General features: G+C 66.9%; 9 protein-coding genes. 3 read left to right on the top strand and 6 right to left on the bottom strand.

Annotated elements, in window-relative coordinates; translation table 11 throughout:
- The 3 genes from AC1DY2_RS02030 to AC1DY2_RS02020 form a co-directional block, all read right to left on the bottom strand.
- Window positions 1-281: biotin/lipoyl-containing protein (locus AC1DY2_RS02030; RefSeq protein ID WP_476760887.1), on the bottom strand; the 281-nt coding region annotated here is incomplete at its 3' end.
- 66 nt (window positions 282-347) lie between these two features.
- On the bottom strand, window positions 348-1,721 hold the full coding sequence (lpdA, locus tag AC1DY2_RS02025) for a dihydrolipoyl dehydrogenase (protein ID WP_476760886.1): 1,374 nt from the start codon (window positions 1,719-1,721) through the stop codon (window positions 348-350).
- A gap of 98 nt (window positions 1,722-1,819) precedes the next feature.
- The gene (locus AC1DY2_RS02020; RefSeq protein ID WP_476760885.1) at window positions 1,820-3,292 is read right to left on the bottom strand and encodes a leucyl aminopeptidase; all 1,473 of its coding nucleotides are present in this window, start codon (window positions 3,290-3,292) and stop codon (window positions 1,820-1,822) included.
- An 88-nt stretch (window positions 3,293-3,380) separates the two neighbouring features.
- Here AC1DY2_RS02020 and AC1DY2_RS02015 point away from each other — a divergent pair, with 88 nt between their 5' ends.
- The 3 genes from AC1DY2_RS02015 (at window position 3,381) to AC1DY2_RS02005 (ending at window position 11,535) form a co-directional block, all read left to right on the top strand.
- On the top strand, window positions 3,381-4,307 hold the full coding sequence (locus AC1DY2_RS02015) for a proteasome assembly chaperone family protein (RefSeq protein WP_476760884.1): 927 nt from the start codon (window positions 3,381-3,383) through the stop codon (window positions 4,305-4,307).
- A gap of 221 nt (window positions 4,308-4,528) precedes the next feature.
- Window positions 4,529-6,880, top strand: coding sequence for an RNA polymerase sigma factor (locus tag AC1DY2_RS02010; RefSeq protein WP_476760888.1), 2,352 nt, complete (start codon window positions 4,529-4,531; stop codon window positions 6,878-6,880).
- Window positions 6,877-11,535 (top strand): DEAD/DEAH box helicase, encoded by a 4,659-nt coding sequence (locus tag AC1DY2_RS02005; protein ID WP_476760883.1) that lies wholly within the window; start codon window positions 6,877-6,879, stop codon window positions 11,533-11,535. Before AC1DY2_RS02010 ends, AC1DY2_RS02005 begins: the two co-directional genes overlap by 4 nt.
- Window positions 11,536-12,770: 1,235 nt before the next feature.
- Here the strand turns inward: AC1DY2_RS02005 and AC1DY2_RS02000 are convergent.
- From AC1DY2_RS02000 to AC1DY2_RS01990, 3 genes are read right to left on the bottom strand one after another with little or no spacing between them, the layout of a single operon-like run.
- Window positions 12,771-14,513 (bottom strand): DUF262 domain-containing protein, encoded by a 1,743-nt coding sequence (locus tag AC1DY2_RS02000; RefSeq protein WP_476760882.1) that lies wholly within the window; start codon window positions 14,511-14,513, stop codon window positions 12,771-12,773.
- A gap of 32 nt (window positions 14,514-14,545) precedes the next feature.
- Window positions 14,546-16,771 carry a 3'-5' exonuclease gene (locus tag AC1DY2_RS01995; protein ID WP_476760881.1) on the bottom strand — a complete coding sequence of 742 codons (2,226 nt, stop codon included), beginning with the start codon at window positions 16,769-16,771 and terminating at the stop codon, window positions 14,546-14,548.
- 25 nt (window positions 16,772-16,796) lie between these two features.
- Complete coding sequence (locus tag AC1DY2_RS01990; RefSeq protein ID WP_476760880.1) at window positions 16,797-22,817, bottom strand: DEAD/DEAH box helicase; 6,021 nt, start codon at window positions 22,815-22,817, stop codon at window positions 16,797-16,799.
- Window positions 22,818-22,934 lie beyond the last annotated feature (117 nt).

Raw genomic sequence — 22,934 nt, 5'->3', positions numbered from 1 at the left:
GCCTCAGGTGCCGGCGCGGCTTCGGCGGGGGCCGCAGCTGCGGAACCGTCGCCGATGGTCACGAGGGCCGTGCCGACCTCGACCGTCTCGTCCTCCTGGACGAGGATCGCCTCGATCACGCCGGCGACCGGCGACGGGATCTCGGTGTCGACCTTGTCGGTCGACACTTCGAGCAGCGGCTCGTCGACCTCCACACGGTCGCCGACGTTCTTCAGCCAGCGGGTGACCGTGCCCTCCGTGACACTCTCACCGAGTGCCGGGAGGCTGACGGATTCGCTCATGCGCTTGTCTCCTTCACAGCGTGTGACGCTATCTAGCTTATTGCAGTCGTGTTTCCGGGGTCGGGCTCAGAGCGCGTGCAGCGGCTTGCCGGCGAGCTTCAGGAACGCCTCGCCGAGTGCCTCGTTCTGCGTCGGGTGCGCGTGGATGAACGGGGCGATGTCCTCGGGGTACGCCTCCCAGTTCACCGCGAGCTGCGCCTCGCCGATCAGTTCGCCGACGCGCGCGCCGATCATGTGCACGCCGACCACGGGGCCGTCGTTCACGCGGACCACCTTGATGGAGCCGCTGGTCTCGAGGATGTGGCTCTTGCCGTTGCCCGCGAGGTTGTATTCGTAGGCCGAGACCTGGTCGGCCCCGAACTTCTCGGCGGCGCGCGCCTCGGTGTAGCCGATGGACGCCACCTCGGGCTCGCAGTACGTGACCTTGGGGATGTTCACGTCCTCGACGACGATCGGGTTCAGGCCCGCGATCTCCTCGGCCACGAAGATGCCCTGCTGGAATCCGCGGTGCGCGAGCTGGAGCCCGGGAACGATGTCGCCGACCGCGTAGACGCCGGGGAGGTTGGTCGCCAGGCGCTCGTCCGTGATGACGAATCCGCGATCCATCGTGACGCCGACCTCGTCGTAGCCGAGGCCCTGGGTGACCGGCCCGCGCCCGACCGCGACGAGCAGCAGCTCGGCCTCGACGGTGTCGCCGTTCTCGAGCGTCACGACGACGCCGTCGTCGTGCTGCGTCACGCCCTGGAAGCGGACGCCAAGCTTGTACTCGATGCCGCGCTTGCGGAAGGCGCGCTCGAGCTGCTTCGAGACGGACTCCTCCTCGTTGGGCACGAGGTGGGGGAGCGCCTCGATGATCGTGACGTCGGCGCCGAAGGACTTCCAGACGCTGGCGAACTCCACGCCGATGACGCCGCCACCGAGCACGGCCACCTTGCGGGGCACGAAGTCGAGCTCGAGTGCCTGCTCGCTCGTGATGACGCGGCCGCCGATCTCGAGGCCGGGGAGCGAGCGCGAGTACGAGCCGGTCGCGAGGACGATGTTCTTGCCGACGATGCGGTCGTCGCCGACCTGCACCGCGTTGGGGGCGACCAGGCGACCCTCGCCCTCGATCACCGTGATGCCGCGCGCCTTGACGAGCCCCTGCAGGCCCTTGAACTTGCTGGCGACGATGCTCTCGCGGTACTGGGTGACCGCGGGCACGTCGATGCCCTCGAAGGTGGAGCGGACGCCGAACCTCGCCGACTCCCGCGAGCTGTCCGCGACCTCGGCCGCGTGCAGCAGCGCCTTGGTCGGGATGCACCCGCGGTGCAGGCATGTGCCACCCAGCTTGTCCTTCTCGATCAAGCCGACGGTGAAGCCCAGCTCGACGGCACGCAGCGCCGCCGCGTACCCTCCGCTGCCGCCACCGAGGATGACAATGTCAAAGTTCTGCTCGGACAACCGCAATCTCCCTTGCGCAATTGATCTGCGACACGGACTGCCGCCGTTGATGATCGGGGGCAGGGTGCTCGGGCGACGTTCTCGCCCATATGACCTTACTACCCGGCGGCGAGGTCCTCGCCCAGCCGGACGAGGGTGCGGACGGCCACCCCGGTGGCCCCCGATCCGGTGTATCCCCACGCACCTCCGGAGTTGTTCGAGGGGCCGGCGATGTCGAGGTGCGCCCACGGAATCCGGTCCTCGGATCCGTCGCGCGTGCCCACGAACTCGCGCAGGAAGACACCGGCCAGCAGCATGCCGGGCACCGTGACCCCGAGCTTCGTGTTCGCGAGGTCGGCGACATCCGACTTGAGCAACGGGAGCAGGTCGGCCGGGAGCGGCATCGGCCAGGTCGCCTCGCCCACGGCGTCGGCTGCGGCCCGCACGTCGGCCACGAGGCCGTCGTCACCCATCAGCCCGGTGATGCGATGGCCCAGCGCGACGACCTGCGCTCCGGTCAGCGTCGCGACGTCGATGATGGCGTCGGGCTGCTCCGCGCTCGCGGCGACGAGCCCGTCGGCGAGGACCAGCCGGCCCTCCGCGTCGGTGTTCAGCACCTCGACCGTGGTGCCACCGTGCATGCGGAGGACGTCGTTGGGGCGCACCGCTGTTCCGGACGGCAGGTTCTCCGCGAGGCAGAGCCACCCCGTGACGCGGATGGGCACCTGCAGCTCGGCGAGGGCGACGACGGCCGACAGGACGGCGGCCGCTCCGGCCATGTCGGTCTTCATGCCGACCATCGAGGCCATCGGCTTCAGCGACAGGCCACCGGAGTCGAAGGTGATGCCCTTGCCGACCAGGGCGAGGTGCACGGATGCCCCGTCGGGCGCGTAGTCGAGCCGTACGAGCCGCGGCCCACGGCTCGAGCCGAGCCCCACGCCGAGGATGCCGCCGAAGCCGCCCTCGGCGAGCGCCTCCTCGTCCCAGACCTTCGCGGCGACGCCGGCACCGCTCGCGGCTTCCACCGCCAGCTCGGCGAGCCGCGCCGGGAACAGGTCGGCCGGCGATGCGTTGACGAGGTCCTTCGTGCGGGCGACACCGGCCGCGACGGCGCGGACGCGATCCAGGCCGACGACCGCTTCGTCGAGCTCGGAGTGCAGGACGATGCGCTCGACCGGCGCCTTCACGGCCGACTTGTACTCGGAATAGGCGTAGGCGCCGAGTGCCGCGCCCTCGAGGGCTGCTGCGGCGAGTACGGGGTCCTCCGTCGGGATCGCGATGGCGATGGACGTGACACCGGAGAGCTGCCGTACGGCGCTGCCGATCGCGAGGCGGTACGCCGCGGCATCCGCTGCACCGCCCGTGCCCGCCACGACCACCATGCGGGGGCCGTCGCCGTTGCCCGGAAGCCGTGTGAACTCCTCGGCGGTGCCCTTCGCGCCGACGGCGGCGAGCGCCGCGGGCACCCACTCGTAGCCCGGGACCGCCATGAGCTCGGCGCCGTCGCTGCCGCTCGTCGCTGCGAGGATCACGACGTCGGCGTCGGAACCGACGGCGGGGGAGGCGGAGACGGAGAGCGAGGGAACGGTCATGCAGGCGATCGTACGTGTTCGCTCTCGGCATCATTCCACCGGTCCGCGAACGGGAGGGGGCCCGGAACGGCGTCAGTAGGCTGGAAGCATGCGCGATCCCCGGTCACTCTACGAGCTGAATCCGGACGTCCAGGTCCCACCCGGGCTGCCACTCGTGGCGGGCCTCACCGGATTCGCCGACGCCGGCTCCGCGGTCGCGCAGACTAGCGACTACCTGCTGTCGACGCTCGACACCACCGTCGTGGCGACCTTCGAGGCCGACGAGCTGCTCGACTACCGTGCGCGCCGGCCGATCATCCTGTTCCAAGGCGACCACCTCGCCGACTACCGGCCGCCACGTCTCAGCCTCGACCTCGCGCGCGACGAGATCGGGCAGGAGTTCCTGATGCTCACGGGCTACGAGCCCGACTTCCAGTGGGAGCGCTTCGGTGCGGCGCTGCTCGGTCTCATCGACGACCTGCAGGTCTCCTCGACGACCTGGATCAACTCCATTCCCATGCCCGTGCCGCACACCCGGCCCATCGGCATGACGGTCAGCGGCAACCGCGCCGACCTCATCGAGGCCATGTCGATCTGGCGGCCGACCACCGAGGTTCCCTCGAATGCGCTGCACCTCGTCGAGTACCGGCTACAGGAGCAGGGGCATCCGACCACCGGTTTCGTGCTCCTGGTGCCGCACTACCTGAGCGACGCGGAGTACCCGACGGCCGCCGTCGCGGCACTCGAGGCGATCAGCGCCTCGACCGGTCGGATCTTCCCGACTGATGCGCTGCGCGAGCAGGGGCGCGACTTCATCGCCCGCATCGACGAGCAGGTGGCCGAGAACGGCGAGCTCGCCAAGCTCGTCGGCACGCTGGAGCAGCGCCACGACTCCTACATGGAGGGGACCTCGCTCCGTTCGCCGCTCACCGACGAGGACGGCGAGCTGCCCTCGGCCGACGAGCTGGCGGCCGAGCTGGAGAAGTTCCTCGCGTACCGCCGCACCCGGGACGACGACACGCCCCTCGGCGGGTGACATCGACCGATCGCGGAGGGCCTGCCGGGGTCGTCGTCCGGCATTCATGAGCGGTCGAAGCGCCCGGCCAACCGGGAATTCCCGATGCCTCCTGCACGTTGCACAATGTGGGCGAGGAGCGGGCGGAGCGACGTCCGGCCGACCCCGAGTCTGTATAATGGAGTCAGGACCCGTTCTGGTCTGCTGGCGCAGTTCACGTGCGCCGACGAAGCAGACTTGACATGGGTCCTCATAGTGTCCGAAAACGACCGGGCCGACAGCACGAGCCGAGCGCCCGAGAGGGCACGCGCCGGGCAACGGTAGGAGAGGTTCAACCAATGGCAACGACGAAGGCTGCGACGTCGGCGAAGAGCGAGGCGGACAAGCCCGCTGCGCGCACGACGGCTGCGAAGTCGACCGCCGCGAAGACCGCCGCGACGGCCACCAAGGCCCCCGCGGCGAAGGCCGGCACGAAGGCGGCCACCCCAGCGACGAAGACGCCGCGCACCAGCACGGCGAAGACCGCCGCCAAGCCGCGCACCAAGGCCAAGGCCGGCGCGACGGGCGACGATGAGGACGAGGTCGAGCCCGGCGAGCTCGAAGAGGTCGAGGTCGACGCCGAGGTCGAGGTCGACACGGCGGCGGTCGTCGAGGCCACCGAGACGGATGCCGACACCGACACCGACGACGAGGAGACGAAGCCCGTCGCCGTCGAGCCGCACCCGACGGGTGCGCTGGTGCTCCGTGCGGTCGACGACGAGGACGAGGTCCCGGTCTACTCGAGCGCCATCACCGGTGCGACGGCCGACCCGGTCAAGGACTACCTGAAGCAGATCGGCAAGGTCGCGCTCCTGAACGCGGCCGAAGAGGTCGAGCTGGCCATGCGCATCGAGGCCGGTCTCTTCGCCGAGGAGAAGCTCTCGCACATGACCGATTCCGAGAAGCGCTCGCAGCTCGGTCGCGAGCTGCAGTGGGTCGCCAAGGACGGCCAGCGTGCGAAGAGCCACCTGCTCGGCGCCAACCTGCGTCTCGTCGTCTCGCTGGCGAAGCGCTACACGGGCCGTGGCATGCAGTTCCTAGACCTGATCCAGGAGGGCAACCTGGGCCTCATCCGTGCGGTCGAGAAGTTCGACTACACGAAGGGCTTCAAGTTCTCGACGTACGCGACGTGGTGGATCCGCCAGGCGATCACCCGCGCCATGGCGGACCAGGCGCGCACCATCCGCATCCCGGTGCACATGGTCGAGGTCATCAACAAGCTCGCCCGCGTCCAGCGCCAGATGCTGCAGGACCTCGGTCGCGAGCCCACCCCCGAGGAGCTCAGCCGCGAGCTCGACATGACCCCCGAGAAGGTCATCGAGGTGCAGAAGYACGGCCGGCCGATACTCTCACTGGATCGAGTCGTGGGCTTGGAATTCATTGATGACGAACCGCATCCGGTCTATCTGGCAGACCTGATCGAAGATCCGAACGCGCTCGATCCGGCGGATGCGGTGGGCTTCGTGATGCTGCAGAAGCAGCTCGAGTCGCTGCTCGACTCGCTGAGCGAGCGYGAGGCGGGCGTGATCCGCATGCGCTTCGGCCTCGGCGACGGCATGCCGAAGACCCTCGACCAGATCGGCGACACCTTCGGCGTGACCCGCGAGCGCATCCGCCAGATCGAAACGGAGACGATGAAGAAACTCCGTCACCCGTCGCGCTCGCAGTCGCTCCGCGACTACCTCGAGTCGGAACTACCGCTCGGTCGATCCCACACCCATGCTCAGGTGTCCGCACCGACCTCCGTCAGGGCTCCCGCTCGGACGAATTCCGGCATCAATCGGAAAACGGCGTCGCCGGATTCACCGACAGCCGTCCGAGACCTGACCCACCGAGGTTTGCCTATCGCCTGGGCCGAAGGCCGCCCGCAACCGGCGAGGACGACCGCGAGGAAGTCGACTACGGCGAACACAACGGCAAAGAAGTCCGCGGCCGCGACGAAGGAGCAGACCTCAGCGATTGCTGCGAGGACCTCAACCCCGGCGCGATCAATGACGACGGGGGCCCTCGCACCCTCGGCAAGCAACCAACTAACGCAGGCATCGAAGGTGGAACTACGGGGGCCATCGGTCCTGGAGGCCTATCGTGCTGGCATGTCCACGTTCCACATCGCGTCACTCACCGGTCTGAGCGAGCGGTCTGTGGTCGAAGACCTCTGCCGGTCGCTGATCGGACGTGTGCCGTCGGACATGCCAGGTCATCCACCACCCAACCACGGAATGCCGTACGCGATGGGGGACCTTCTCGAAATCGTCGAGCTCTACGAGCAGGGAGCAGCGATCGAGGCGATAGCCGAAACGCTCGACCGGACACCGTTTGCGATCGCTTGGCAACTCGTCGCACGGTCCGTGCTGGGTCCAATCCCGCCGACGGCGCCTGCAACAAGCCCCTGCGCTGAGAACTGCTCCAGCGATCCGGTGCCGACCGATCCTGTGCCCGCTCTCACTCCGATTCGCATGCCCGATCCTCAGCCCGCCCTCGGTACCGAACCCGCTCGCGTCCCCTCACTCGCGATTCTCCGCCAGTTTCTTGGTCGACGGCGAGGCTCACAATGAGTTGGGCGAACACCGACGCTGCACTGGAGGCGTTCGTCCTCGCGCAGCAGACGATGGCAATCGACACCTATCGGCTGAATCCGCGACTCCTCGATGAGCACGTCGGTGCGGAGGACAACTATCGCGAGGGCGGATATGGTCGGCGCCAAGTCGCCGAACTTCTTCAGAACGCGGCCGACGCCCTCACCGACTCGCGTATACGCGGAAGGGTCGAGCTCAGGATCGCCGACGGAAGCCTCTATTGTGCGAATGAAGGCAGCCCGTTCAGCGAGAAAGGCATCACAGCACTCTGCTACGCCTTCATCAGCGAGAAGCGCGACGAGGAGTCGATCGGACGATTCGGCCTCGGCTTCAAGTCGGTACTCGCGATCACCGATCATCCGCAGATTTTCAGCAAGTCCGTCGCGTTCGCATTCAATGCTCCCGAGGTCCTTCCACTGTTCGGGGAACTGAGATCGAAGAGCGGCCGTCTCCCGCTTCTCAGGGTTCCGAGCCTCCTGAGTACCGCGGCGGAGATGGGGGATGACGCTCATCTCGCCGACCTCGCGACGTGGGCGACGACCATCGTCAAATTGCCGCTCGCTCGCGAAGGTGCCAGAATCCGCGCCGAACTGGCCGACTTCCGCACCCGATCCCTTCTCTTCATGAAGTCCATTGATCGTCTCGACATCGTCCTTCAAGGGCAGGGCGGCGTACTGCACGCCGCATCCCACCGTCGCAGCGCGGAAGAGCCCGGGGAGGTCGTCCTCACCGATGCCGGCGGCGTCGAGTCCCGGTGGCTTTTCGGAGAACGCGAGTACTCCCCCTCTCCGGCCCTTCAGCAGGAACTTCCAGCGACAATCAGTCGCAACCGGATGACGGTGTCCTATGCAGTGCAGCCCGACGGTGGCAACGAAATCGGTGAGCTGTGGGCATGGTTCCCCCTTCAGGACAAGACGACGGCCCGCGGTATCTTCAATGCCCCTTGGCACATCAGCGATGACCGCACAACCCTTGTGGCCGACAGCGACCTGAACAAGGATCTCCTTGGCATCTGCTCGGAGCTTTTCCTCGAAGTGGCGCCCCGCGCCGCCACGCCGGATGACCCCGCTGCCCACCTCGACTTGTTCCCAGCCCGAGGCCGCGAGGTTCGCAGCGCAGCTGACGCCGAGCTGTCCATGCGCATCCCTGCACTCGGACGCACACGGGCCATCGTCCCCGATCGGAATGGTCGGCTCCGGAAGCCTGCTTGGTTCGACGGGGTGCCGATGCTCAACGTTCCGGTCGTCCCTGTTGACGTGATCGGGAAGTGGCTCGACGTGGTCACCCGAGAGACCTTTCCTCACCCGACCTGTTTCTCGACGGGTCGAGATCGCTTCACGCGATTCCGGGCGCTACTACGCAATGATGACCGAATCCCGTCCACAGGCGAGGTCTCCGTGGCGGAATGGCTGGTCGAGCTTGCGACGACTCAAGGCGACGACGCCCTCCCCCAGGCACTCGATGTCTACCTCACCCTCTCGGACCGCGGGTTCGACCACAATCTGATCGACGACGCGCCGATCGTGCCGACCGAGGATGGCGACTGGGTGAGTCCCGCTGCCGCTCCTTTGGGTGCGCTCATCCCGGTACTCCATGCTGAGCAGGTCGACAACATCAGGTACGTGGCACGTTGGGCTGCAGAACAGCAGGCCATCAGGGAACTGCTGCATCGGATCGGGTTCCGCGACGTCTCGGCGGACGAGATCGCCACGGCCATCGGAGCGGCGGCGCGGGCATCCTGGACCAGCGACGAGTGGATGCGTCTCTGGTCGGCACTTCGCGATGCAACGCCGCAGTTGGCCGCAGACGTCATCGCGTCGGTCCGTGCCCGCGACGTCGCACTACAACTCGCCACACGCGCTGGAACGATGTCAGAGGCACGCGAGGTGTTCACGGACAACACGTTCGCTCGCTCCGTAGCGCACCGGCATGCCGCTGACGACCTCCAGGATCGCATCGACCTTCTCATCGCGGCCGGCTGCCTGACGGGTCCCCGCATCGACTTCCCCGTTCACGAGGAGCCCGTTATCGACCTCTACTGGGCGGAAATCACGCGCGATGTGTTGCGGAAGCTCGAAGGACACCACGTCGAAGTGCGTGACGTTCCTCGGCCCGAGCTGACTGGAATCGGCCCGCTTTCAATCTTCCTCGAGCTGCAGGCCGAGCACACCGAACTCGTCGCGTGGACCCGTACAGTGCTCGAGAAGCTCGACCATCGTGAACTGGTGCTGGCCGTCCCCGTCGGCGATGGGGCTCGAAGTGCCGAGGTCCCGGTTCGTAGCCCCGATTGGTGGATGACTCAACGACACGGCCTCGTGATCACTTCGCAGGGACCCACCCGGATCGCGGATGCCGTCGGCACCGATCTCGCCGAGTATGCTGCATTCCTCCCGGTCACGACCGAGCTCGACGACGCCAGATTGTATGCTCCCTCCGAGTTGGCGAAAGTCCCCGATCGCGTCATCGCGTCCTTCCTTGGCCGGCAGGGATATCCCGTCTCCGACGTTTCTCGCTTGACAGAGGTCGTCCTCACAGCCGCGGCCCGTTCCCGATTCAAAGACGTTGCTGAGATCCCGGCCGCGACGCGCGGCGACGTGGTCTTGGCGCATCCCGCCGACGTCGTGCTGGCCGTGTCGCGAGACGACCAGTCCGTGCTCGATGAGCATGGAATGCCATATCTGGACGGGAGCGTCGAGAGGGCGAACGCATTGGTTCGCGTATGGGGTCTCCAAACGAGCGATGTCGCCCTTGCCCGGGCAGTCGTCGTGCGCGACGAAAGCGACCCGGAACTGTTGATCGACCGTTTCCCGAGCCTTCAGCAACGGGCTCAGCTGGGGAAATCGGCCTTCCGAGTTCGATCCAGTCCGGAGATCCTGCGACGCGTCACAACCCCATCGGGTGTGGTCGAACAGCGGATGCCGAGCGTCCGGTTGGACGACATCATCGTTATCGATGACTCGCTCGATGAGTACGGCGTCCTAGAGCAGGTGTCGCTTCGTCTGGGTCTCCGAATGACGCGCGACGACATCGAGTGGGTTCTCTCCACCGACGAGATGCTTCATCGCAACGAACTCGTCGAGCAGACTCGCGCGGCAGCCACCGACGTCGACCGGTTGCATCTCCTCATCGGTGTGGAYGCCATACGTTCGAATCTGCCGAACGGTCTCTTGGACGCCGTCGAAGCGAAGCAAGGACGACTCGACGACCGAGCGATCGCCGACCTCTTCCTTCGAGTCCGTGGCCTCGATGCGGTGTGGTGGCTCAAAGACGAACTCAAGGCGCGCGGGCTCAACGTACCGCGTGAGTGGGAAGGCTCGAAGCAGGCTCAAGCCTTCGTGCGCTCGCTCGGCTTCCCTTCGGAATTCGCGGGCCAACGAAGCCGATCCCGGCCTGCCAGTCAGCAGGTGAGCGGGCGGGTCGAACTCTCCCCGCTCCACGATTACCAGGAGGATCTCGCGTCTCGGATCCGCGATCTCGCACTGACAGACGATCCGTCTCAGCGGCGTGCGCTCCTTTTCCTCCCCACGGGCGCGGGCAAAACGAGGGTCACCGTCGAAGCGGTGGTCCGAATGCTCGTCATCGGCGAGCTCCGCGGTCCGATCCTGTGGATCGCCCAGTCCGAGGAACTCTGCGAGCAAGCGATCCAGACCTGGACGGATGTCTGGCGAGCCCTCGGCGACGAGCGCCTTCTCGACCTCTCGAGATTCTGGGGACGCTACGACGTTGAGGAGTCGGCATTCGAACTCCAAGTCGTCGTTGCCGTCGACGACAAAGTGGCTGCTCGGATCGGTTCAAGCTATGCAGACGACTATGCGTGGCTTGCGGACGCAACCCTCGTGATCATCGACGAGGCGCACACCGCATTGACGAAGACGTACACCACCATCCTTCGGTGGCTCGGCATCACACCGACGAAGACACCACGACCCTTGCTCGGCCTGACAGCGACTCCGTATCGCGGCAGGAACGCAGAGACGAACAGCCGATTCGCCGAGCGCTTCGGTCGGAACAAACTCGAGTCACTCGATCCTGACGACCCGATCGGTCAGCTCAGGCGCGAAAGGATCCTCGCGGAAGTCGATCACTACGTGCTCGACGGATCCATTCTCAGCCCGACCGGGAGCGATCGAACGGAGTTCCGTCGCATGCGCGAGGTGACCAAGTCGATGCTCGACAGGCTCGGCCACGATCTTCAGAGAACCCAGACGGTCGTCGACGATGTCATTCGTCAGGATCCGGACTGGCAGATCATCGTGTTCGCTGCCTCGGTCTCGTCCGCCCACACCATCGCGGCGCTCCTTCGCTTGGACGATCGGTCGGCCGCAGCAGTGGACGGCAGCATGCGGCCGCAGGAACGCCGAAGGATCATCGACAAGTTCAAGGCGAATGAGATCCGCGTGCTCGTGAACTGTGATCTGCTCACCCAGGGTTTCGATGCGCCCAACGTCCGTGCGCTCTACATCGCCCGTCCGACGTTCAGCCCGAACCGGTATCACCAGATGATCGGCCGGGGCCTCCGGGGACCGCGCAACGGTGGGGACGAGCGGTGTCTGATCGTCAACGTCGCCGACACATTCGAGGAGTTCGGCGAGGAGCTCTCGTACACCGAATTCGACTACCTTTGGTCGTCGTGACCTCCTCACCGTAGTCGTGCCCGTGCAGCCGCTTACGCGGTCGCTCTGATCGGAGAGTACGGCAGTCGCCTAGCGTCCTGTCTGCACACACACTCCACATGGCACTCCGCGCATTCCCATCTGGATCTTCGTGGGATCGTCAGCCGCCTCATCGAGCAAGCGAACGCAGTCCGGCAAGACATGCCAGTGGAGCCCGCCCCGCGCAACCCATGCGCGCCCAGACGGAGCGAGTACGCCATACCTGTCGCGTTCGACTGGCGGTAGCACACGTTCGGTGGCATCCGAACGCTCAAATGCCCCAGGGACTCCCACCCGCTCAAAGAGCGAGGCGAATTCAGGCGGAGTCGTGATTCCAGGAGCACCCGCCCGGAGCAGCGCCTCGGCGGCACCAATAGCTGCCACTCCCGAGTATTGGACCACCGCGACCGCGAGCCCTTGTTGCCGCGCCCAGATCGCGGCTCTGTGAACCCAACCTCCGCGGTGGCCGTTGATCACGACGACTACGTCAGAAAGGGCCGCGACGACTCGCCCATCGGGTTGGTCATCCGATATCTCGAAATCATCGGCTGACCGCGCCGCCAACAGAAGTTCTTCCCTATCGTCGCTTGTGCCGGCACGTAGCGCGACACCGGACTCCACGAGGACTCTTGGAACACCGAGTCTCCGGCAGACGTTTGCGATCGAACTTGCACCAGGGGCGATCACCGCATTCGATGGAGAGCGGATGGACTCCGTCAGGCGGATGCATGCCTGCATCTCTCTTCTGTTCACGGGATCTTCTGCCAGGAATGCAGCAGCGCGGCGGTTTGCAATTGCAAGGTCACCGGCGTACAACATCTCGGTTACAGGAAATCGAAGCGATGGCCTCAGCAATCGGCTGGGAAAGTTGGAGTCTCCGAGCAGGGCAGCACGTATTCCCGCCCCCGCCAGCCCCGAAGCCGCCGACTCTGAGTCTTTCAGCCACGACAGACGACGACGCCCGATTTCACGATGAAGATGAGCCCGCCCACCATCCCTGAGGATCCGCCGTGACTCCGCGAAAGACAACCACTCATTCGAGCCGAGGACAAGCGCCACCCCCTCTAGATCCGTGGGTTCGATGCCCACGCTCACCCGATCGTGCTGCACTTAGCTCCCTCGTTGCCCCGAGCTCGGGCCGTCATCGAGCAAGTCGGAGATCGTTGAGGATTTGCCTCCATCTTGGTGCGATGAGCTGCTCCGATCCGACATGTTCGTCAGCTGATCGTGTCTGGCCAACGCCCGAGGATGAGATCACGCAACTCGTGGGATCGCGCGACGAGTTCTTGACCATCCCAGCGCGTATGGCGGACGGCGAACGCGCGCGTCGACTCGAACTGCGGCTCCTCGGCGAAGCGCCGCCGCTTGTCGTCGTAGTGCTGGTGTACCGCCGCATGCGTCGGGGTCTCGGTGAGGGGCACCAGATTAGCCAGAAGATCGCGGAAATGCACATGCTCCTCCTCGCTGAACTGCGCCCATGCCTCGTTCGGCTTCTCGGGGAGCACTCGCTCGACATACCCCACGGTGGTGGGTGAAGCCGGATCAAGCTCCTGCAACAGGTACGGCACGATCGCCGCTCCAGCGACCGCGCGGTCGAGCACCGCTGCCGACACCTCGGCGTCGGTCGGCCAGGTCACTGTCCTGTGTTTCTTGATCTCGGTGGCGACCCGACGCGGCGTGTACCAGTTGTCGCAGTCGAGCCAAAGTCGCTTGAAAACGGCGTGCAGACCCGTGGGCTCGAACCCGCAGATCGCTCGACGCGTGAGGAACGCATCGACCACGTCGAGGATGCCGTCGCCGTCTTCGACGCCGACCGACCCGTTCCGCATCGCGTGTGACAGCTGCATCAGGAAGGGCAGCACAGAAGCCGGCAGGTTCGCCCGCCGAAGCCGACCGAACCGGAGCGCCGTCGATGCGGCGTGGCCTGCACGATTGCCGCCGATCATCAGGTCGAGGAAGTCCGGCTGGTACACCGCGAGGGAGTCGATCACCTCGACGGGACTCATCCGACCCCACTCGCGCTTGAGCGTCGGGTAGACCTCCGATTTCCGCAGATTCGGCTCGTGGATGAGACCGAAAGGGAAGAAGTACGCGTCGAAATAGTCCTTCGTGTCGGTCTTGAACGCCGAGTAGAACGGCCCCCACCGCTCACGGTCGATCTCGATCGCCTGATCGGGATCCTCGAGCGCCACCCGCAAGAAGACGTCATTGCGGACGAGATCGCCGATCGTCATCGGCTCCTGCCGCGAGTTGAGGCTGTCGAAGATCTTCGGCCCGTTTGTTGGATCATTCACATCGATCACCACAACACTCAACTGCTGGAGCAGCGCCGTATAGATGTCCCGGATGCGATCGATTCCGCCCTCCGCGGCCTGCATCCGGAAGAATCTCTTGGCCCGCTTGTAGTTCGTCTCGACGCGCCCGTGCTTGCGCTCATTCGACGGCAAGAGGTTGATGTGCGCGCCCATCAGAGCCGGCTCGAGCTGTCGCATCGTGGTGAGCTCTCTAATGACGACGTTCAGATCACCCTGGTCCTCGCCGCTCGGCTGTAGACGGAGGTTCGACCGGCGCCCGGTCGGGACGTTGGTGACGATGTACCGGCGGAACAACTGAGCCGCCTCCTCGGCCTCGCCTGCGACGGCGAGAGCATTGATCGCCGCACACAGGTACAAGTAGACCGTCGTCAGTCGTTGTTGCCCGTCAATGACTTCGTCGACTGCGAGCTCAGCCGGCCCGCTGGGGAGCTGGTGCATGATGACGGCGCCGACGAAGTGAACGTCGTCTTCGCCCTCGACCAGCCGAAGCAGATCCACCTCGAGCTGCTGACACCGCGCGGTCTGCCACTTGTAGGGGCGCTGGAAGAACGGGATGGAGAGCACCGACCCTCCCCCGAGGATCGCCTCGAAGTTCACCTCATCGGTGCTGCTGGTCAGTTTCAGCTGTCGGAGTACGAGTGACACTGCGATTCCTTAGATACGAGAGTCGGATGGATTCAGGCGGATGCAAGCAGTGACGACGGGCGACCCTTCCAGAGCACGACGAGCTCGTCGCGGGCCCGGCTCGACGCCACGTAGAGCAGCGACCGCTCGCGCAACGCCTGGTCGGCACGGTCCTCCGGGGCGAGCCCCTTCGATGCCCACGCTGACGGGAACGACCCGTCCGACATGTCGAAGAGGATCACCCGCGAGAACTCCATGCCCTTGGAAGTGTGCATCGTCAGGACGACCGGATCGGTGCCCGTCTGCTTGGCCGAGGTGAGGATCGTGCTGCGGATGTCGTGGTGCGCCAGGGCGTCGTGCACGTCCTTGGAGCCGTTATTCGACGCGGTCAGCACGGCGATCGTCTCGGGGCGCACGCCCTCGTCCAGCCAGCCACGGATCGTCTCGGCCAGCGCGTTGTACTGGTCTCCGGCCGAGGTACTTGCGAGCAGTCGAGGCTCCGGCCCAAGGCGGGAAGAACGATACCCGGCGACGTTCTCCGCGTCGCCCTGCGCGTCGATGAACTCAGCTCCTTCGAGCAGTCCTAGGGCGTAGCGGAGGTTTTGCGCCGTGGTCCGGTAGTTGAGGCTGAGTCGCCGTGACCGGCCGACGATCGCGATCCCCAGACGGGAGAGCACGATGCGGCGGCCGTAGATCCGCTGGTGGATGTCGTCCGCGATGAACATGTCGTCGCCGCCGACGGCGGTGAATGCGCGCAGGAACTGCCAGTGGCCCGCCGTCAGGTCCTGGGCTTCGTCGATGAGCAGGTGGTCGGCGAAGCTGCGCGGCTCGCCGCCATCCAGACCCACTAGCCAGCCCGCCGCGATCGCCGCAAGCTCGGCGTAGGTCACCGTGCCGTTGATCCGGGCGTTCCGCCGGAACTGCTCGACGACCTTCCAGACCTCGGCTCGCTTCGCCCGGTCGAGTGCGATACCTCGCCCCGGGCGTCGGGCCGTGAAGTAGTCGTCCTTCGTCGTGACGCGATTGGGAAGGATGACCTCCAGGTACTCCCCCGCCAGGAACGACTTCGTCCGGATCGGGCCGGTGAGATCGGCGCCCGAGTCGTCGACCGCGGCATCCCACCCGCTGTCGTTGGCGACTGGCCGCGCAGCCGAGTCGACCTGCCCGCCGATGACCCCGACGGCCGCCTCGCCGAATCCGGCGCCTGCATGCTCTCGGACGGCTGCGACGAGCGCGTCGACCCCACGCACGAGCACGCCCGGTTCGCCCAGCCCGCCAGCGAACTCGACGGTCGGATCGAGCCGTTCAAGGTCTCGCCGGAGGTTGTCAGCCAGCGCCCGCGTATAAGTGGTGAGGACGACGCGGGACTCCGGGTCGTCCGCGCTCAGATTGCGCGCGCGGTGGATGAGCACGACCGTCTTGCCCGTGCCCGCACCGCCGGTGAGCCGGAACGGCCCGTTGTATTTCGTGGTGGCGTACTTTCTCTGGTCGGGATGGAGGAATACACGCCATGCACCGAAGTCGCCACCCTCGATGACGCGCTGCAGCTCCTCGTCGCTGTCGATGAACGTGAACTGCATCTGCGCGGCCGGGTGCTTGAGCGCATCGACCAGCTTGTCGTCTTCGTGGCGCTGGTCTTCGGCGATGACCTCGGGCGTCTCGGTGATGCCAAGCGACTCCTTGATCTGAGAGATGGCCGATCCGACCGCCATCTCGAGGAGCACCGAGGCCTGCCAGTCATTCTCGAGCGAGGTCGCGAACTCGAGCAGCTCGTCTTCGGTCGTTGCGGCGAACGCCTTCTCGGCGATCTCGGGTGCGAAGCCGAACTCGTCCGTGAGATCGGAGCGGAAGTAGCTCCGCTCGATCAGGAAGGACGCTGCGGCGGGCGCGGGCGCGGGTTCCGCAGAAGGCGCAGCTCCAGCAGGCGCAGCGGCATCCGTCGGGGTAGTGGACTCGATGAACTCGGGAATGCCGTTGACGGGGTTGATCTGCAGCTTGCGACTGCGGGCTCGGTCGATCGCCTCGTCGTGCTCCCACGTGCCGGCGTAGATATAGGTGCGCTCCTGACCAATCGGGTCTAGCTGGTAGAGCACCGCGCGCAAGTGGATGTCGACTCGTCCGGTTCGAGCTCGTTCGTCGACCGGGTGGTTCATCCGTTCGATGTTCAAGCCCGGCAGTGAATCGTCCTCCGTCAGCTTCCGGAGGAACGCCATGATCTTCTGATCCACGACTTTCTCGTGCTTCTGACCCTTCATCTTGGTCATGATCAGGTTGGGCATCGGCGTCCTTTCACGCAGGGGTGGTTCAGCTGAGTCCGAGCGCGGCCGCGACGGATGTCACGTCTGGGTCGGCGACCGTCCACCCGTCTTGTTCGAGGTCGGCGCGGTCGCCCGCCGCCGGATGCATGAGCACGACGATCTTCGGCTCGACCCAGGCAAACGACGCGGGGATCCCATCGCCGAGCTCGAGCCCCATCTCGGGGACGGGGATGCCCGCGACGGCGTGGAACGCGTGGATGAGCACCTGCTCTTCCGGTGTGGCGAGATCGAGCAGCCCCTGCCATTCGACGGCAAGGTCCGATGTCATCGTGATATCGGCGGGTCCGGGCTGGGTTCCAGCTTCGGCTGTCCGGATGCCGCTGAGCGCGGCGATGCTCACCGACGACGTGTCGGCGCGTGCGCCGAGCACATTCGAGAGCCGCAGCCACGTGCGCCAGTCATCGGCGAACCCAGACCCAACTAGAGCGGTCGCGCGGTCGTCGAGCACGAGAGCGGCCTCGGTCTTGCCCTGCCCGAGGTGCCGCGCCGTCAGCACCATCCGATCGTGCCGCAGCTGCCACGTCGTCACGTCAGTGCCGGCCTGCAGCCCGTCGGTGAGCGCGAGGGCACTCAACTCATCGACGCTTCGGTCGCCGGCGTCGACGAGCACGCTCGCGGGCTGCCGGACGAGCATCGGGAGCGCCTCGGCGACGGCTTCCCAGCGCTTGGCGGCCTTCTCGGGGTCCTGCATCCAGCCCATGAGCCAGGTCATCGGGTTGGCGACGACGTGCTCGAGGGAGGTGAGGGGCAGGCCGTACATTCCGGCGAACGCAGTGGCCTTCTGCTGATCGAACCACGGGGCGCCCGGTTCGACCTTCTCGTCGCGCGCGCGGACGAGCTCGTCCCAAGCGAACGCCAAGACAAGGTATCCCTGCTCACGCAGCAGCTCCCGCTTCTGGGCGTCGTCGGCGATGCGGTTGTGCGCGACCGAAGCGTGGAAGGCCCGCCCGTCGGTGTAAATCGCGATCGGTTTGGCGCCGCCGCCGAACTGCTCGAGGACGAAGTCGGGCTGGGTGTGTCCGAGCATGAGCTGCGGCTGCAGCATCCAGATCCGGCGGCTGCCGGGGAAGGTCACCTGCACCTTATTGCCGTGATCGCCGGGGATCTCTTTGACGCCCGCTCCGAGCTTTTTCGCGCGAGCCATGAAGACCTCGCGGAAGAGCGACTCGATCACGGGCTCGCCGATGACGACGCCTGGGTCCTCTCGCGTGACGGACCATTCGGCCGGCTCATCGTCCAGCACCCCGAGGAGCACGGCGAGGCTGTGCTCGGCGCTCGCCCGTGACACCCGGTCGATCGATCCGCCCGGTGCGTACGGGAGCAGGCATCGGTGACACGACGTCCGGCCCTCGTGGCGGCACGGGCAGTCCCGGACGGTGACCCAAGCGATCTCGAGCAGCTCCCGGATGCGGTCGACGTTCGCCAGTTCGGCGAGGTAGCCGGTGCCGCCGGGCACCGAGTCGTGTACGAGCAATGCGGGGATGTTCTCGCTCCCGTCGGAGAGCGTGGGCTGCACGGTCTCGACGATGCGGAGGTGATCGGGGTCGCCGCCGATCACTTCCCGCAGACCTCGGAGGATCGCKGCGGAGAGACTCGGCACGGCGAGCGTGTCGCCGATCGTGATGCGCGGCGGCAGCCTCAGTAGGATGCCCTGCGTCGTGAGGGTGCGACTCAACGCGATCGCGATCGCCTGTTCGTCGCGCGCTTCGCGGTTCGGGCACCACGGCTTGTGCTCGCGGCGGCTGTTCGTGTTCGCTTCGGCGTCGAGCTTGCCGCAGCGCGCGCACACCCGGAACAGCGGCGACGTGCGTTCGTCGCCCGCGATGACCCGGTTCTCGCCGGAATTCCCGACGCGGCCGAGGTTGAGCCAGCGCACGGTGAGGTCACGGAGGTAGGTGACGCCGAACCCTTCGCCGTCGACGTACCAGGCGTCGGTGATCCCGGCGGGGTCGACGTCGGCCGCGACCTGCATCACGAACCGCTCGCGCTGACGTTCATCGCGGCGGTCGCCGATCGCCGCCTCGTCACGGCGCACTTCGGCGGAGACTTGTTCGAGCTCGACGAGACGGAGCTGCTGGGCCGTGTCGGCGATCCCGGAGCTGCCGCATCGCGGGCACGTCGCGTGCGCCTTGTCGACAGTGCCATTGTCATAGCCGAATCCGCACGCGGGGCAGAAGGTCCAGAGGCGCACAGCTTCGCCGCCGCTGCCGAGGTCGACGGCGTCGACCGTGATCTCGATGCCTTGGGCGTAGAACACCGCTCCGGGCGCAAGTTCGCTGATGGCGATGCCGGCGCCGCGTTCGTAGGTGATGGCGCGGTCGCGGTACTCGAGGCTGTCGGGGTCGATCCAGCTGAGTGCGACGTCGAGGCGCACCGAGTCGTCGATGAGCGAGTAGTTCGGCAGCAGCCCGAAACGCTCGAGCGACGAGACCCAGTGTTCCGACCGCAGCTCGGCGAGCTGCTTCGAAGCCATCGCGTACGACGCTCGTGCGCTGCGGTACTCGCGGAGCTCGTCGTCTCCCGCGGTGGGGTGGTCGGCGGCGCGCTTCAGGTCGTCGAGTGCGTCGGCGACCGCGTCGCGGCGGAACCGCACGACGTCGAGCTGCACCGTCCACCGGTGCACCGCGTCGCGCACGGCGGCCGCGAGAGGGCTCGACCCGGGCTCCTCGCCCGGCGTGGCCCATCCGCGCAGGGCGTCTCGCGCCCAGTCGCTCACCGTCTCGGGTGCGAACGAACCGAGGAACTCCGAGAGGCGCTCAGCGTGGTGTGTTTCGGCGTCGGCGACGAGGTCGCCGAGGAAGGAGTCCGGCTCCGACGTGCGCAACACGTCCCGCGCCTGCCGCGGCGGATCCACAAGCTTCACGGCCCGCCGGTCGACCAGGAACGCGAAGTACTGACGGCGAAGGATCTCCTCGGCGTTGAGATAGGTGGCGGGCGGACGTACCGCCCCGTTGATCACCGAGAGTGGCTCTCCGAGCTTCGGCAGCTGCTCGCCGCGCCCCGTGACGAACGCCAGCGACAGCGAGTTGCCGGTCAGGCGCCCGGCACGACCGACGCGCTGCAGGTAAGACGCGACGGTGCGAGGCAGCCCGGCGAGCATGACGGTCGACAGGTCGCCGATGTCGATGCCCATCTCGAGCGTCGGCGTCGCCACGAGCACGTTCGGGCTGTCGGGCTCGGTGCCCGACGACTTGAACCCGTCTTCGTAGGCGAGGCGGGTCTCGTCATCGAGGAGGCTCGTGTGCTCGCGCGCGACCACGCGTCGCATGTCGCCTTCGTTGTAGAGCGCCCGGTAGTAGTTGTCCGCGCCGCGGCTGCGCACGAGCGTGCCGGGGCATCGGGCCGACGTGCACGGTCCGTCGGCGAGCTGGTCGATGACGGTGACCGTGCCGGGCACCGGGTTCTGACACACGTCGCAGACGAGCAGGTGGCGCCCGGCTTCGAGGTCGGCGATGTCGACCGGGTGCACGGTGACGGATGCGGGGTTGAGCCGATACACGGTCGCCGCGCCGGCGCCGATCCCGATCGATGAGATCACGCCTTCGGCGTCAAGTTCGGCGAACAGCGACCGGGTGAGATGGGCTCCGGCGGCCGGGGCGACGTCCAGCACGTCGCGTGCCCAAGCCGCATACCAGCTCTGGCTCGAGCTGGCCTGGTCGAGGTTGCTCTTCTGCCCGGGGCCGCCTGCCGCGGCAGGCGCGCCGATCCGCGCGAAGCCGGGCGCATCGCGCCCTTCCGGGAATGCGGGCATGCCGACGCCGCGGGGGCGTCCGCCCCAGACGTACCAACGCTTGCCGTCGTTCTCGATGTACTTGCGGAACCAGTCGTGGTCGATGCCGCCTCGGTCGCGCAGGCGTTCGAGTACGCCGCGCACCCATCGGACGACGGCTTCGGCTGGCACCACGGCGGGCGTGTCCCCGTCGAGCGTCGTCGACTTCGAGAATCCCTTGAGCACCGAGCGCCCGATCGACTCGAGCTTGGCCGCGGTGCCGGCGCTCACCTCGGCGGCGAGGCTGCCGGTGAGTTCCAGGGTGCGACCGACGCGCGACTGCAGACCGAACTCCATCACCAGGTCGAAGAGCAGCCGCTGCCGCACCCGCTCCTCGACGGCGAGATCGACCGACCGCACTGACTCGACTTCCCAGAACTCGCGGAAGTTGTCGTGGTCGACGATCTCGGGCGCGAGCAGCCGATACCGGGCCGCGCGGTCGTCCCCGGCATCCTGCAGCAGCAGCTCGACGAGCTTGGCGAGGTTCGCGGGATGGGCGCCGACCGCGCGACGGATGGCGTTGCGCAGGCTGAACACGTGCGAGCGGCTCTGCACGAATCCGGCACGGTGGGCGGCGTCCTGCACGCTGTCGGTGAAGACGAGCGCCTTCTTCTCGGCCGGGTCGAGCGCCTGCTCGCCGAAGAGGGTGGTGACGGCGACCGAGAGCATGGTCGCGATGGCCGATCCGATGAAACGGATGCCGTCGGCCCGGCCGCACGATGGGCAGTCGTCATTGCGCGACATGTCCTCGGCGTCGGGACCGGTGACGACGAGCACGGGCAGCACGACCGCATCGTCGTCGGGCCTCGCGTCGACGATGATCCGGTCGCGGACGTGGAACCACTTCAGACCCTCGACCGGTTCCTCCGCCGCGCGTCGTTCCTCGTTCGCGGCGTGGATGAGCGCACGGAATCCGCGCTCGCGGTGGAGGTGATTGAGGCGGATATCGACGTCATCATGGTCGAGGTAGGTGCCGACGGGCGCGAGCTGGACACCCCACCCGCTGCGTCCGCAATGCCGGCAGAAGATCGCCGGATACGCGGGAGCAGCATCGAGGTCACCCTCATCGCCCCCGAGCACCTGGCCGTCGTCGCTCCAGCGGAATCGGGCGACCGGGTCGGCGACGCGATCGATGCGCGTCAGCGCACGCAGCCACAGGTGCAGATCGATCGAGAGCGCGCTGCGCCCCTGCACGGCACGGATGTGGCTAAGGGCGGCGAGCACGGTCACGAGGAACTCGCGGCGGCGGGCGGCGCGGTCCTCGTACGTCTCGTCGGCGGCGAGCCCCGACGGCAGGATCCGGTCGGCAAGATCGTCGAGACGAACCGCGTCGGATGCCGCGTCGGCGAGCGCCTGCACCAACGGGTGTGCGGCCGCCGCCGCCGCGGCCAGTTCGTCGTCGAACGTGTCCGGGCCGACGTCTGAACCGTCCCGCTCGTACAGCGACGCGACGACCCCGCGCGTGACCTCGTCCACGCTCGCCGAGCGCGGGTCTACGATCGCCGCGTTCACCGCGGCAACCAACGCGTTGTCCACCGGCCGCGGTCCGAGCCCCGCGTCAGCCACCATCCGGGCCGACTCGCGCGCCCACTCCTCGTACGACATCCGCGCCTCCGTGACCACCGACGTCTCGTCGAAGTCAACACCGAACACGGTGCGGGCGAAGTCGATCATTGCGGTCGGGTCACCCTTGTCACCGAGCGTGGCGGAGGTGGCGACCGGCGTGATCTGCGGCGGGGATCCGGCGAATCGCTCGAGCGTGAGCTTCAGACGTCTCAGCAGCATCGCGACATCCGTGCCCTGGGCGCCGTCGTAGGTGTGGAACTCGTCGAGCACGAGGTACTGCAGGCTGTCGGTGCTCTGCTGCCAGATGGTCTGGTCGTCGGTGCGCAACAGCAGCTGGTCGAGCATCTTGTAGTTGGTGAGCAGGATGTCGGGCGCTTCGGAGCGGATGGCGCTGCGGCTCGTGATGAGTCCGTCGGGGGTGACGTGCGATCGCTCGGCGCCGGTCTGCCCGGTATAGATAGCCCCACGGATGCCACGGAGGGACTCGTTCGTCGTGATGAGCTCGGTGAGGCGTCGGGCCTGATCGTTCGCGAGCGCGTTCATCGGGTACAGGATGAGCGCCTTCACGCCGCCTTGCCCGCTGCGCTTTGCCCGCAGCACGTGGTCGAGGATCGGAAAGAGGAACGCCTCCGTCTTGCCCGAGCCGGTGCCGGTCGTGACGAGCGTCGGCAACGGATGCGGCTTCGCGTCGCTGAGATTCGCACTGCTGAGCCGCTCGAACGCGGCGGCCTGGTGACCGTACGGTATCTGTTCGCCGTTCCACTCGAGTGCCGACTCCCAGCCGTCGGC

Source organism: Agromyces sp. P1_H4, from assembly GCF_056405255.1.
The sequence above is the reverse complement of the archived record's forward strand: the minus strand, read 5'-3'. Positions and strand labels throughout refer to the sequence as shown.

Coding starts and splice junctions, on each gene's coding strand:
- AC1DY2_RS02020 (WP_476760885.1), bottom strand. CDS start 3,292: ATGACCGTTCCCTCGCTCTCCGTCTCCGCCTCCCCCGCCGTCGGTTCC.
- AC1DY2_RS02015 (WP_476760884.1), top strand. CDS start 3,381: ATGCGCGATCCCCGGTCACTCTACGAGCTGAATCCGGACGTCCAGGTC.
- AC1DY2_RS01995 (WP_476760881.1), bottom strand. CDS start 16,771: ATGCCCAACCTGATCATGACCAAGATGAAGGGTCAGAAGCACGAGAAA.